The sequence below is a fragment of the Nocardia sp. CA-084685 genome (genome assembly GCF_050955785.1).
Taxonomy (GTDB): Bacteria; Actinomycetota; Actinomycetes; order Mycobacteriales; family Mycobacteriaceae; genus Nocardia.
The window spans coordinates 2102381-2114861 of sequence record NZ_CP192094.1 but is presented as its reverse complement, the minus strand read 5'-3'; the positions used below and the strand labels follow the sequence as shown (position 1 = coordinate 2114861).

The following is a 12481-nucleotide window of genomic DNA, read 5'->3' as shown; positions in this document are numbered from 1 at the left end:
CGGATCAGGGGCGCGGGCCGAATAGACCGATGTTCGGCCCTGTTCGCGTTACGCCGATCAGCGGATATGCGCAACCGAGACCGGCACTCATCGCGGTGGCGCACGGCAGTCGTGATCCGCGCTCGGCCGCGACCATGTCGGCGGTCGTCGCCGATATCGCCGCCGCGCGACCGAATATCGATGTGCGACTCGCATTCCTCGATCTGAATGCGCCATCGGTAGAGCAGGTCGTGCATGCCGTTGCCGCGCAGGGACATAGGCATGCCGTCGTAGCACCGCTGCTGCTCGGCAGCGCATACCACGCGCGAGTCGATCTCCCCGGATTACTCGCCGCCGCCCGCACCGCGCACCCGCAACTCGGGCTGACCCAAGCCGATGTTCTCGGATCGGACCCGCGACTCATCACTACCGTGCGCGACCGCACACTGGCCGCGCTAGGACCCGCGGGTGACAGGGTGCCGCTGGGACCCGCGGGTGACAGGGTGCCGCTGGGAGTCGTCGTGGCGGCGGTTGGGGCGGCATCGGCGGCGGCGAATGCGCGGACCGGCGAGGTTGCGCGACAGCTCGCTGGGATGACCGGCTGGCTTACCGAGATATGCTTCGCGACCACCGAACCTTCTGTCACCCAGGCGATTTCGCGTCTACGCGCTCAGGGTGCCGAAGAGGTGCTCGTCGCGCCGTGGTTCCTCGCGCCCGGGCTGCTCACCGACCGTCTGCTGGCCGCCGCGCCCGATGTGGTGCACGCGCAAGTCATCGGGCCGGATACGGCGTTGCCCGAAATAGTTTGGGACCGTTACGACACCGCGCTCACCGCTGCATCGAGGGTCTCTGCCTGATCTTCCCCCGAACGGTCTACGAGTAGTTCCGTTCGGACGAGCGACTATCGAACGACTCAGCGCCTCAGGTACGCCTATCGATGGCGGCCAGCGCGAACTCCGCCCAGCGAATGTTCTCCGCCTCGAAGGAGATTCCGCGCAGCAACGTCAGGTAGGGGCCGATGCGCTCAGCCTCGGCCAGGTACGCATGCTCGCTGCGTCCGTCGAGTAGGCGGGCGCGCAGGCGTTCGTAGCGCGCCAGTTTCGCCTTGCACCATTCCAGCTTCTCGGCCACCGCGGCACGCACGGTCGGCGCATCGTCGGTGTCCATGCCCTGCACCTTGACCATCAACTCGTCGCGAACAGCGGTCGGCTTGGCGGGCTCGGCGATGAACGTATGCAATGCGGCCCGCCCTGCCGCAGTGATGGCGTGTAACCGCTTGTTCGGTCGACGCTCCTGCTGCACAACTCGGGTCTCGATAAGACCGTCGGCGGCCATCCGTTCGAGTTCCTTGTACAGCTGCTGGGGCGTGGCCATCCAGAAGTTGGCCACCGAGGCGTCGAAGCCTTTGGCCAGGTCATAACCGGACGCCTCCCCTTCCAGCAGAGCCGCGAGCACCGCGTCACGTAACGCCATCCGCTCAGGCTAGCACTCTCACTGAATATTCAAATTCTTGTCTAGCCACCTATGGACATCGACGGACGTGCGCGGATATTGTTCGAACTTTATAGGCAAATAATTGACTACGAGAGGCGGAACGATGCACCCCTTCCGAGCAGCCGTGGAGACCCGGGACGAAGCCGCTATCGAGGCACTGCTGGCCGACGATGTGGTGTTCACGAGCCCGGTCGCGTTCAAGCCGTATCCGGGCAAGGCGATAACCGCGGCCATTCTGCGCGCGGTCATCGGTGTCTTCGAGGACTTCCACTATGTCCGCGAGATCGCCGACGCGAACGGCCGCGACCACGCCTTCGTCTTCGAGGCCACGGTCGACGGCAAGCAGCTCACCGGCTGCGATTTCCTGCATTTCGACGAGCACGGCAAGATCGACGACTTCATGGTGATGGTGCGTCCACTCTCGGCCGCGCAGGCGTTGGCCGCGCGGATGGGCGAGCAGTTCGAGCGAATCAAGGCCGAGGCCACCGAGCAGTTGCAGCGTGCGGCGACGCAGGCGTAACTGATTACGACGCTATCGTCCTCGGCGCGGGCAATGCCGGGCACCTTGCCGCGCGCGGCCTATTGCTGGAGCGCCACAATGTGCGCGGCGGCTGCGGAACCTCTTTCCGACGTGGACGTTCGAATTCGAGGTCGCGCTGCACCAGCTTTCGGGCGTGGGTGTCAATGGGCAGCCGATGTCATTGCGGGAGGGGCTTGCCTGGCGCAATGGGCGCGGCTTCGAGGCTTCAGGCCGCTGTGTCCGGCAACACATCGATCGACGGCAAGGGCCGTGCGCAGATCTCGCGCGCCTCGTCCGCGGAAATGCCGAACATGCGCAGCAGATCCTCGGTGACCTCGTCCGCGGCCGCGGCATCGTCGCGGTCCGGATTGTCGTGCAGGAGTTGCCCCAGGCATAGCGAGGCACCGGCGACGATGGTCATGGCGAGTTCCACATCGCGAACCTGGAACCGTCCCGCGCGAACCGCGGCCTCGATATCGCGGCGCGCGCGAGGCGCGAGGCCCTTGGTGGAACTAACCAGGGCCAGACCATGATTGAGCAGCACCTTGCTCAACGTGGGACTTCTCCGGTGCAGACGCCCGGTCAACCGGAAGCTTTGCGCGAAGATATGCGCGGGATCTTCCATTCCCTCGGTCAGCACGTCGAGGGTTGAGCCGTGCCGATCGAGCGCCTCCTCGATCGCGGCGCGGAACAGATCCTCGCGACTTTCGAAGTGGTTGTAGAACGACCCCATACCGACATCGGCGGCCTGGGTGATCTCCAGGATCGGCACGTTCGGCTTCCCGGCGGCGAGGAAGGACTGGGCGGCGCTGACCAGCGCTGCCCGAGTGCGCGCCTTGCGCCGCTCCAAGCGATTGGGTTCGGTACCGGATTGCTCGCTCATCACCTCTCCCTGGTCCATCCGACCATCCTAACCCGCGAGTCAGTAATGACGAATTCCTCAAAACTTCTTGACTGAATACTTGCTCGTAAGTGACGATATATTCAGTCAGTGAAGGGAGAGGCCGATGATCGACCAGCACGACCCGCATACGGGTCTGCACAGCGAGTTCGGCGCCGAAACAGGAGAGCATCCGGGGCGGGCCAGGAATCCGATCATCAAGGTGCACGACCTGGCATGGCTGGAGTTCGAGAAGCCCGACTTGGCCGCCGCCGAAATCTTCGCTTGCGCGTTCGGTTTCACGACCGTGCTGCGCACCGCGGACGAACTGCAGTTGCGTGGCACGGACCCGGGTGCGCCGTGTGTGGTGATCCGGCGGGGCAGCCGATCGAGGTTCATCGGCCCCGCATTCCAAGCGGCAGGCTCGACGGACCTGCTCCGGCTCGCGCAAGCCACCGGATCCGAGGCGGTGCCACTGCCGGAGAGCATCGGTGGCGTCGCCGTCGACCTATCCGACCCGAGCGGATCGCGGGTGCGAGTGGTCGCCGATACCCCTGCGCTCGCCGCCCTGCCCGCCCAGCAGCCGCACACTTTCAATTTCGGCCACGAAACGCCGCGCATGAACCTGACCCAACGCCCACCACGGGAACCGGCGAAGGTGCAGCGGCTCGGGCATGTGGTGGTGCAGACGACCCGCTACCGGCAGACGCTCGACTGGTATCTGAAACACCTGGGCCTGATTGTCAGCGATTTCCTCTACTACCCGAAACAACGCGATCGCGGCCCGATCATGAGCTTCATCCGTTGCGACCGCGGCCGCACCCCCGCCGACCATCACACGCTCGCGCTGGTGCTCGGCCCGGTCAACCGGTACGTGCACTCCGCCTATCAGGTCGCCGACCTCGATGTCCTGGCCGCAGGCGGGGAATACCTGCTCGACCACGGTTACCAGCGGTCCTGGGGCATCGGCAGACATATCCAGGGCAGCCAGATCTTCGACTACTGGCGCGATCCGGACGGATTCACGGTCGAGCACTTCAGCGATGGTGACATGTTCGACTCCACGCTGGAGCCCGGTTGGGCGCCGATGACGGCGTCCGGGCTGGCCCAATGGGGACCGCCCGCCACCAAGGACTTCCTCGGCCTCAAACCTGGCCGGGAATCGATTCGCGAACTGCGCGGCATAGTCGACGCGCTGCGCGCGGACAACGAATTCGACCTACACCGCCTGCGCGGTCTACTGAAAGTTGCCAATTCATGAGTATTTCCGTTCTCCGAACCGCCGACGCCTGGTGGGTGTCGACGCCGACGGGGGCCGCGCGGGTGGATACCGCGGCGACCACCACCGGTCAGTTGCTCGCCGACCGGCGGGCGCTGACGGCGGCCGCATCGAATACCGAGAGCGTCCCTGTTGAAAGCCTCGCGCTGGTGTCACCGGTGACCGCGCCGTGCCGGGTGGTCGCACAGATGACGAATTTCGCGTCCCACGTGCGGGATTCGGGCGGGGATCCGGAAACCGTGCCGTTGACGTTCTTCCGCAAATCCTCCGGTTCGATCAGCGGCCCGCTCGACGATGTCATCCGACCCGCGCATGTGCGGCTGCTGGATTACGAAGTCGAGATCGGACTGGTCTTCGCTAAGGAGATGTCGGTCGGGACCACCATCACCGCCGACAATATCGGCGAGTACGTCGCCGGACTCGTTGTGACCAATGATGTTTCGGCACGCGATGTCCAGTTACCGAAAACCCAGTTCTACGAGGCGAAGTCGTATCCGACCTTCACTCCTGTCGGTCCGACGCTGGTGCTGCTGGATGCCGACGAGCTGAGGCGATTCGTCGATCTGCGGTTGCGGCTGTGGGTCAATGGCGAAGTGCGCCAAGACATGACGGTCGCCGATATGATCTACACCCCCGTCGAGACGCTGCGGGCGCTCACCCGATTCCAGCGGCTCGATGCCGGTGATCTGCTGCTCACCGGTACCCCCATCGGCACCGCCATCAGCGCCCCGCCGAAACCGGTCGAAATCATTGCCTCGCTGCTCCCGGCAGCGACGAAGTGGAAGCTGTTCTTCAAGGGTCAGGCCAAGAATCCGAAGTATCTGCGCGACGGCGATGTCGTCGAGGCTACCGTGGCCACCGATGACGGCGCGATCGATCTGGGTCGCCAGCGCACGGTTGTGCGGTACGCGCGGTGAAGATGACGACAATGGACCTGCTGTGGCCGCGCTACTCCGGACCTAGCGACCTGGCCGACATCGAATCCGTGCCACTGGCCGAACGCGGCCTGCCGGAGTCGACCTACGCACTGCTGGTCCGGGCCAGCGAACTCTGGCCCGACCGAAACGCGCTCACCATACTTCCGGAGGCGGCTCGGTGGCGAGAGCCAGTGCGGCGCAGTTACTCCGAGCTCCTAGCCGACGTGCACCGCTATGCGAATCTGTTGCACCGGCTCGGTATCCGGCGCGCGGACGTGGTCGCATTGATGTCGCCCAACTGCGCGGAGTTGATTCCCGCGACGCTCGCCGCGCAGCTGGCCGGTATCGCCGCACCGATCAATGGTGCGATGTCCGGTCGGCACATCGCGGAGCTGCTGCGGCGCTCCGGCGCTAGCGTGCTGATCGCGGCGGGCCCCGAACTCGCCACCGACACCTGGGAATCCGCGCTCGAGCTGGCATCTGACGGACTACTCGAAGCCGTACTTGTGCTGCGTCCCACTGGTGCCACCGAGCCGCACCCGCTGCCGGTGATCCGCGGGGTGCACATCGGCTATCTGGATGAGCTTGCAGCCAAGGACGATTCGTACACATTCGCCGGGCCGCTCCCGGTATCCGACGATCTGGCCGCACTGTTCCACACCGGCGGCACCACCGGCGTACCGAAACTGGCCGCACACACCCACTCCGGCGAGATCGCCAATGCGTGGATGATCGCCGCCAACTCCCTGCTCGACGCGGATGCGACGATCTTCGCCGCGCTCCCACTGTTCCATGTCAATGCCCTGGTGGTGACGCTGCTCGCGCCGCTGTTCAAGGGTCAGCCGGTGGTGTGGGCCGGACCACTCGGCTACCGTGATCTCGCGCTGTACGGCGAATTCTGGAAGATCGTGGCGCACTATCGCATTGCCGCGATGAGTGCGGTGCCCACCGTTTATGCCGTGCTCACGCAATGCCCCGTCGACGCCGATATCAGCAGTCTGCGTTATGCGATGGTCGGCGCGTCACCGCTGCCGTCCGCGGTGCGGGCGAACTTCCAGTCGCACACCGGTGTCACCCTGGTCGAAGGCTACGGACTCACCGAGGCTACTTGCGCGACCGCCCGCAGCTATCCGGATGTTCCGCGCCCGGGTGCGATCGGGCAGCGGATGCCCTATCAGCAGGTGCGTGTCGTTCGTGCGGGTGACCGGCAGCCGCTGCCCGCCGGCGTGATCGGAGTGCTGGAGATCAGTGGCCCAACGATTTTCGCCGGTTATGTGACCGGCCGCAATGAGCACGGCCACATCCTCGACGGACTCGGCACCACGGTCGAGGGCTGGCTCGATACCGGCGACCTAGCGCACATCGATGCGGACGGTTTCATCCACCTGCACGGCCGCGCCAAGGATCTCATCATCCGTGGCGGGCACAATATCGACCCGGCGCTGATCGAGGACGCACTACTGACACATCCGCAGGTGACCGCCGCCGGTGCGGTCGGACGCCCCGATGTCCACGCCGGTGAAGTACCTGTCGCCTATGTGACGCTCGGAGCTGGTGCCGATGTCGCCGAATCCGAACTACTCGCCTGGGCGAGTGAGCGGGTGCCCGAACGAGCCGCACTGCCGAAATCCGTTGTGATCCTCGACGCCTTGCCCATTACCGATGTCGGTAAGCCGAACAAGCTCGGGCTGCGCGCCGATGCGACTCGACGCGAACTGCAGGACGCATTAGAGCAAGTCGCCGGAGTGCGGGCCGTCACGGCGGCAGTAGAAGACGGCGCGATCGTCGCGACCGTCGACGTGGACCCCGCCGTCGAGAGTGGCGTAGCCGAGGTGCTCGGCCGGTATGCCATCCGCTGGAAAGTCGTGGTCCAGCAGTGAATCTCGTGAGTGGAGCGAGCTGGTGAACTCGGTTCCTGTGGTCGTCGTCGGTGCGGGCCCCACGGGCCTCACCGCGGCGACACTACTGGCCCAGTACGGCATCGAAACCCTGGTGCTGGAACGCTGGGACGGCATATACCCGCAGCCACGGGCGGTCCATCTCGACGGCGAAATCCGACGGATCCTGGCACGTCTCGGCGTCGGCGCAGACTTCGACGCGATCTCGCGGCCCGCGCTCGGCCTGCGATTGATCGATCCGGACATGCGCGTACTCGCTCAATTCGATCGCGATCCGGCGGGCGGAGCCAACGGCTACCCGGAGGCGAACCTCTTCGACCAACCGGAGTTCGAAGCAATACTGCGCGCGAATATGCGCCGGTATCCCGGCATCAGCCTTCGCGGCAATGTCGAGGTCGTCGGCGTGACGCAGGAAAACGACGGCGTGCGTGTCGATTTCACCGACCGTGTCACCGGTGCCGCCGAGTCGGTCCTGGCCGATTATGCGCTCGGCTGTGACGGCGCCAACAGCGTGGTCCGCTCCGCGATCGGTGCCACGCTGCGCGACCTGAACTTCGCGCAGCGCTGGCTCGTCGTCGATGTGGATACAACTGCCGATTTCGGAGAATGGGAAGGCGTACACCAGGTTTGCGACCCTGTTCGGGCCGCGACCTATATGCGGATCGGAACGACTCGTTACCGCTGGGAATTCCGACTCGGTCCTGGTGAAACCGCGGCGGATTACGGCGATTCGACGAGCCTGCGCCCACTGATCGCGCCGTGGACCGGCAACGCTGCGTCCGAGGAGCTGCGGCTCGTGCGAGTCGCGGAGTACACCTTCCGCGCCCAGCTCGCCGACCGCTGGCTGCGCGGCCGAATCTTCCTGCTCGGCGACGCCGCCCACCTGACCCCACCGTTCATCGGCCAGGGCATGGGCGCTGGGCTACGCGATGCGGTCAACCTCGCCTGGAAGCTCGCGGGTGTCCTCACCGCGGACCTGCCCGCGACCGTACTCGACACCTACGAAATCGAACGAAAACCGCACGCGCACGCGATGATTCGGCTCGCCAAGTTCACCGGACGGGCCATGACCGACGGTGGCGAATTCGGCAATCTGCTGCGCCGACTCATCGCGCCGCGGTTGCACCGGCTGCCAGGCTTCGCCGAACTGGTCACCAATGGGCAGACGCCGCCGCTGCACCGATCCGAACTTGTGGTGGCGCATCGCTTTTCCCGAGGTCTGGCGGGCAAACTCGTCCCGAACGCACTTAGCGACGGACGTCGTTTCGACGATATCGCGGCAGGCCGTTTCGCGATCATCACCACTGTCCAACCGACACCGGCACAGCGCTGCGAAATCGAACAGCGCGGCGGTGTCGTCGTTATCGCTCGGACCGATCTGCGACGCTGGCTCGGGCGCTGGCACTGTGCCCTGGTCCGTCCCGACGGCACAGTATTGCGAACAAGACCTCAGCTTTCCGAGCTCATCACCGACTTGCCGCGATTCAAGGCACCCGCTTCGGCTGATCCAGCACAGGTGCTGAACACCGACACCTAAGCACCACTGAAACGATTGCACCGCAGGGGATCTCAGCCCAGCAGCAGCCCGTTCACGATGGCATACGCGGTGGCGACACCGCGCTCATCACCCATCTGCCGGGCGGTATTGGCCGCGCTGATCACCGCGTCGAATTCGAAGGCCACGGCGTCGGCATCGCGGCCGGTGAGATCGCCCTGCTCCTGAGCGTGCCGAATCTGCTTGGCCAAGAAGTCGAGCCATTCGCTGTGATCCTCGGCGATGGCATCGCGGACGGGGCCGGGTTTGCTGTCGAATTCGGCGATGGTGGCCACGCGGAAGCAGCCACCAGGGAATGTCGGCTCGGTGATGTGGTCGAACCAGCGGTCCATGATCGCGCGCAGGCGTGGTAGGCCGCGCGGTTCGGTCATGCTGGGCGCGATCACACGTTCGACAAAGGCCTCACGGGCCACCTTCACCGCGGCGACCTGCAGTGCTTCCTTGGTGCCGAAGAGGGTGGCTATGCCGCTTTTGCTGATACCGAGATCGGTCGCGAGACGGCCGATGCTCAAGCCCGTCAGCCCCTCGATAGAGGCCACGTCGGCGGCATGTCTGGCAATCGCGGCCCGGGAGCGAGCCCCCTTGGCTAGGCGCTGATCGGTGTCCTGCGCGGTGCTTGTCGACTCTGCCATGGCGCCATTCTTCCACTTCCGGGTTGCAAATACGAACGTACGGTCGTACTTTTGTTGCACGAACGGTCGTACGTTTAGATTCGCCCCACCCGAAGGATTGCCCTCATGACCGAAGTGTCCGTGCGGACCGATAGTCCGCCGACCTCGAAGGCCGCCGTGCGCACGCTCGTCATCGCCTGTGGCGCCGCGTTCATCGCCTTCCTGGACCTGTCCGTCGTCAATATCGCCTTCCCCTCGATCGCCCGCGACTTCCCCGGTACCGCGACGACCACGCTGACCTGGGTAGTAAGCGGATATGCCATCGCCTTCGCCGCGCTGCTCACCCCGGCGGGCCGCTTCGCCGACACCCTCGGACGACGCCGGCTGTTCCTCATCGCACTGGTCGGTTTCGCCATGACATCCCTGCTGTGCGGCCTCGCCCCCACCGCGGGTTGGCTCATTGCCGGACGCCTGCTGCAAGGTGCGACGGCAGCGCTGATGGTGCCGTCCGCGCTCGGCCTCGTCCTCACCGTTACGCCGCGGGAGAAGATCGGCGCCGCCATCGGAGCCTGGTCTGCGGCAGGCGGTTTCGCGGCCGTGGTCGGACCGGCTATCGGCGGCGCGCTGGTCGAGACATTCGGCTGGCGGGCGGTATTCGTCATCAATATCCCGGTGGCGATCGTGCTGATCGCGCCTGGATTGCGCATTCCGGTGCCGGACACCCGCCAACCCGGCAGTGCGCTACCCGACCCGATCGGGACCATCGCCATCGCTCTGGGACTCGGCGGTGTCGTCGCCGGAGTCACCGAGGGGCAGGAGTGGGGCTGGACCGCGCCGGGCACACTCGCCGCGCTCGGCGTCGGCGCGCTGCTGATCCTGGCCGCGTTGGTTCGCTCCGCACGGCACCACAATCCGGCCATCGCCGTCGAGTTGTGGCAGAGCAGGCCATATGCACTGGCCAATGCCGCCTCGTTCGTATTCGGTGCGACCATGTTCGCCTGGCTGCTCGCCGGACCGTTGTTCCTCGATGCGATCTGGCAGTACTCGGTGCTCGGTTCGGCGGCCGCACTGACGGTGGGCGCGGTGTCTTCGATGGTGACCGCCACGATCGCCGGTCGCGTCACGGCGGCGAGCACTCGGCGCTGGCTCGGTGTCCTCGGGGCGCTGATGTACACCGGCACCAATGTGTGGATGAGCACCGACGCCTTCGGGCCGACACCGGCGCTGTGGTCGGCGTGGATACCGGCCGGGCTATTCGGCGGCGGTGGTGTCGGGATTGTCGTGACGCTGCTCGGCACCGCGGCGGCGAGTTCGCTTCCGCCGCAACGCTTTGCGGCCGGAATCGGCATGAATCTGACGGCCAGGCAGGTGGGCGGTGCGCTCGGCGTCGCGGTGCTCGCCGCGGTATTCGCCGCCAATGCCGATGACGCACTGGCCGCTTTCCACACGCTGTTCGCCGTTTGTGCGGGCGTCGGTGTCGCGTCCGCATTGGTGATCGCGATTCCGGCGCGCGTCCCTTCCGCCCAGAGCTAGGAGTCACCGTGATACCCAACGATATTCGCACCGAAGCCAACGACCCGATGCTGCTGTCGAGCAGCGCCGCACTCGAATTGCTCGCCGACGCCCCCTGGCAGCGCTATGCGGTACTCGGCGATTCGATCGCCCAGGGCGTCGGCGATCCGAGTCCCGGATACGACACCGTAGGGTGGGCCGATCGCGTGGCCACGGTATTGACGGCGGCGAATCCCGCTCTGGCGTATCTGAATACCGGCCGGATCGGCGCGACATCCGCGCAGGTGCGCGCCGACCAGCTGCCACAGGTGCTCGATTTCACGCCGGACCTGGTGTACATCAGCTGCGGCGGAAACGATCTGTTCGCTCCCGGCGGCAATCTCGAGGAGTTGCGCGCGAATCTCGACGCGATCTTCGGCGCGCTGGCCCGCAGCGGCGCACAGGTGGGCACCTTCACTCTCGCCGATGTGTGGGAGGTGGACCGGATGGCGGCGATGCGCCCGATGCGGGAACGGATGGCGGCGCTCAACGACATCACCCGGGAACTGGCCGCGCGATACGACGCCGTGCTGGTGGAGTTATGGGACCATCCGCTGCGGCTGCGACCGGATCTGATGAGCGCCGATCTCATCCACTTCACGATGAGCGGGCATGCGGTGCTGGCCACCGAAATAGTGCGCGTGCTGCACGGGCTGCTTCTCGAACCCGCGCACTGATCGAAACCGGCACTGGGCCGCGTCTGCTCGGACGCGGCCCAGTGGTCTTCTCCGAAGCACACAGCATGATCAGTCGCGGTGCACGAATCGAGCCGTCGGATTCGATTTGCGGGGCGGTCACTCGCCGTATCGATCGACCAGTTCGGCGCCGAGCACGGCCAACTCCGACTGCACGGATTGCGGTGCCAGCACCTCGATTTCGGCACCCCAGCCCGCCAATTGTTGGGCGATCATGCGCGGCGTCGGTGCGGTAATGCGGACCTGAACGCGTCCATCGGCGACCGGTCCGTCCACCACGCAGTGTCGTCCCTGCTGCTCGCACAGAATCGGAAGTAGTTGCGATGCAATGAGTGCGGTGGCCGATGTCGCGGCACGACGTTGTTCGACCTCGTCGACGACCTCCTCCCAGGCCGTAGATAGATCGAAATCGGCTGGGCGGTGCCCGATTTCGTCTGTAATCGCGGCATCGACAATGCGGTCGACGCGGAAGGTGCGCCTGCCGCGGTCGGTGTCTGCGATGAGATACCAAATGGCGTCCTTGTCGACCAGACCCCACGGGTCGACGACGCGCCGGGTGCGCTCTCCCACCCGTGCATATGTCAGCCGCACCTTGCGGCGCTCGACCACCGCGCGCTGCAACAATTCGACGAGCTTCGGCCGCGCTTGATCGCGCTCACCCCAGCGCGCGGGATCTATCACGATCGCGTCGGCCGCGGCCTGCGCATCGGTGCGGAACGTCTGCGGGAGGGCGCGCACCAGTTTGCGCAGCGCCGATTTGACCTCGGGTACCGCGCTCGCGGACGGTCCTGCCAGTAGGAACAGCGCCCGCGCCTCGGGTTCGGTGAGGCCACTGAGATCCGTGCGCGCACCGCCGACCAGCGACCAGCCGCCACCACGGCCGGGCTGCGGATAGACCGGAACTCCCGCGGCCGAGAGGGCCTCCAGGTCGCGACGCGCGGTCGCGACCGAAACCTCGAGTTCGCCGGCGATCTCGGCAGCCGTCACGCGTCCGCGGGACTGCATCAGCAAAAGGGTCGCCACCAATCGGTCTGCTCGCATGAGCACAATTCTGTCGAAAAAAGTGCTCATTCGGTGAGCACTTTGAACGCAATGATGGATT

General features: G+C 65.7%; 12 protein-coding genes. 8 read left to right on the top strand and 4 right to left on the bottom strand.

From position 1 onward, the window contains the following. Window positions 1–29: 29 nt before the first annotated feature. On the top strand, window positions 30–836 hold the full coding sequence (locus ACQP2U_RS09335; protein WP_433716412.1) for a sirohydrochlorin chelatase: 807 nt from the start codon (window positions 30–32) through the stop codon (window positions 834–836). Between the two features lie 64 nt (window positions 837–900). Here ACQP2U_RS09335 and ACQP2U_RS09330 read toward each other — a convergent pair whose 3' ends face one another. Then, window positions 901–1452, bottom strand: a complete 552-nt coding sequence (locus tag ACQP2U_RS09330) for a PadR family transcriptional regulator (RefSeq protein WP_433714294.1) — start codon at window positions 1450–1452, stop codon at window positions 901–903. 124 nt (window positions 1453–1576) lie between these two features. Between ACQP2U_RS09330 and ACQP2U_RS09325 the strand changes: the two genes are divergently transcribed. Continuing rightward, window positions 1577–1993 carry a nuclear transport factor 2 family protein gene (locus ACQP2U_RS09325; protein ID WP_433714293.1) on the top strand — a complete coding sequence of 139 codons (417 nt, stop codon included), beginning with the start codon at window positions 1577–1579 and terminating at the stop codon, window positions 1991–1993. Between the two features lie 226 nt (window positions 1994–2219). On the opposite strand, the gene ACQP2U_RS09320 is transcribed toward ACQP2U_RS09325, so the two are convergent. Beyond that, on the bottom strand, window positions 2220–2894 hold the full coding sequence (locus ACQP2U_RS09320; protein ID WP_433714292.1) for a TetR/AcrR family transcriptional regulator: 675 nt from the start codon (window positions 2892–2894) through the stop codon (window positions 2220–2222). Between the two features lie 106 nt (window positions 2895–3000). Between ACQP2U_RS09320 and ACQP2U_RS09315 the strand changes: the two genes are divergently transcribed. The 4 genes from ACQP2U_RS09315 to ACQP2U_RS09300 are packed head-to-tail and all read left to right on the top strand — an operon-like array spanning window position 3001 to window position 8504. Beyond that, window positions 3001–4134 carry a VOC family protein gene (locus ACQP2U_RS09315; protein ID WP_433714291.1) on the top strand — a complete coding sequence of 378 codons (1134 nt, stop codon included), beginning with the start codon at window positions 3001–3003 and terminating at the stop codon, window positions 4132–4134. Next, a complete protein-coding gene (locus ACQP2U_RS09310) occupies window positions 4131–5069 on the top strand; it encodes a fumarylacetoacetate hydrolase family protein (protein WP_433714290.1) in 939 nt (312 codons plus the stop codon). Before ACQP2U_RS09315 ends, ACQP2U_RS09310 begins: the two co-directional genes overlap by 4 nt. Before the next feature lie 2 nt (window positions 5070–5071). Next, a complete protein-coding gene (locus ACQP2U_RS09305; protein ID WP_433716411.1) occupies window positions 5072–6949 on the top strand; it encodes an acyl-CoA synthetase in 1878 nt (625 codons plus the stop codon). Continuing rightward, window positions 6915–8504, top strand: a complete 1590-nt coding sequence (locus ACQP2U_RS09300) for a bifunctional 3-(3-hydroxy-phenyl)propionate/3-hydroxycinnamic acid hydroxylase (protein WP_433714289.1) — start codon at window positions 6915–6917, stop codon at window positions 8502–8504. Before ACQP2U_RS09305 ends, ACQP2U_RS09300 begins: the two co-directional genes overlap by 35 nt. 32 nt (window positions 8505–8536) lie before the next feature. Here ACQP2U_RS09300 and ACQP2U_RS09295 read toward each other — a convergent pair whose 3' ends face one another. Continuing rightward, on the bottom strand, window positions 8537–9154 hold the full coding sequence (locus ACQP2U_RS09295; protein ID WP_397033274.1) for a TetR/AcrR family transcriptional regulator: 618 nt from the start codon (window positions 9152–9154) through the stop codon (window positions 8537–8539). A 105-nt stretch (window positions 9155–9259) separates the two neighbouring features. Between ACQP2U_RS09295 and ACQP2U_RS09290 the strand changes: the two genes are divergently transcribed. Continuing rightward, the gene (locus ACQP2U_RS09290; protein ID WP_433714288.1) at window positions 9260–10666 is read left to right on the top strand and encodes an MFS transporter; all 1407 of its coding nucleotides are present in this window, start codon (window positions 9260–9262) and stop codon (window positions 10664–10666) included. An 8-nt stretch (window positions 10667–10674) separates the two neighbouring features. After that, window positions 10675–11361, top strand: coding sequence for an SGNH/GDSL hydrolase family protein (locus ACQP2U_RS09285; RefSeq protein ID WP_433714287.1), 687 nt, complete (start codon window positions 10675–10677; stop codon window positions 11359–11361). A 117-nt stretch (window positions 11362–11478) separates the two neighbouring features. Here ACQP2U_RS09285 and ACQP2U_RS09280 read toward each other — a convergent pair whose 3' ends face one another. Then, window positions 11479–12420, bottom strand: a complete 942-nt coding sequence (locus ACQP2U_RS09280) for a helix-turn-helix transcriptional regulator (protein ID WP_433714286.1) — start codon at window positions 12418–12420, stop codon at window positions 11479–11481. Window positions 12421–12481: the final 61 nt, after the last annotated feature.

Coding starts and splice junctions, on each gene's coding strand:
- ACQP2U_RS09335 (WP_433716412.1), top strand. CDS start 30: ATGTTCGGCCCTGTTCGCGTTACGCCGATCAGCGGATATGCGCAACCG.
- ACQP2U_RS09330 (WP_433714294.1), bottom strand. CDS start 1,452: ATGGCGTTACGTGACGCGGTGCTCGCGGCTCTGCTGGAAGGGGAGGCG.
- ACQP2U_RS09325 (WP_433714293.1), top strand. CDS start 1,577: ATGCACCCCTTCCGAGCAGCCGTGGAGACCCGGGACGAAGCCGCTATC.
- ACQP2U_RS09320 (WP_433714292.1), bottom strand. CDS start 2,894: ATGGACCAGGGAGAGGTGATGAGCGAGCAATCCGGTACCGAACCCAAT.
- ACQP2U_RS09315 (WP_433714291.1), top strand. CDS start 3,001: ATGATCGACCAGCACGACCCGCATACGGGTCTGCACAGCGAGTTCGGC.
- ACQP2U_RS09310 (WP_433714290.1), top strand. CDS start 4,131: ATGAGTATTTCCGTTCTCCGAACCGCCGACGCCTGGTGGGTGTCGACG.
- ACQP2U_RS09305 (WP_433716411.1), top strand. CDS start 5,072: ATGACGACAATGGACCTGCTGTGGCCGCGCTACTCCGGACCTAGCGAC.
- ACQP2U_RS09300 (WP_433714289.1), top strand. CDS start 6,915: ATGCCATCCGCTGGAAAGTCGTGGTCCAGCAGTGAATCTCGTGAGTGG.
- ACQP2U_RS09295 (WP_397033274.1), bottom strand. CDS start 9,154: ATGGCAGAGTCGACAAGCACCGCGCAGGACACCGATCAGCGCCTAGCC.
- ACQP2U_RS09290 (WP_433714288.1), top strand. CDS start 9,260: ATGACCGAAGTGTCCGTGCGGACCGATAGTCCGCCGACCTCGAAGGCC.
- ACQP2U_RS09280 (WP_433714286.1), bottom strand. CDS start 12,420: ATGCGAGCAGACCGATTGGTGGCGACCCTTTTGCTGATGCAGTCCCGC.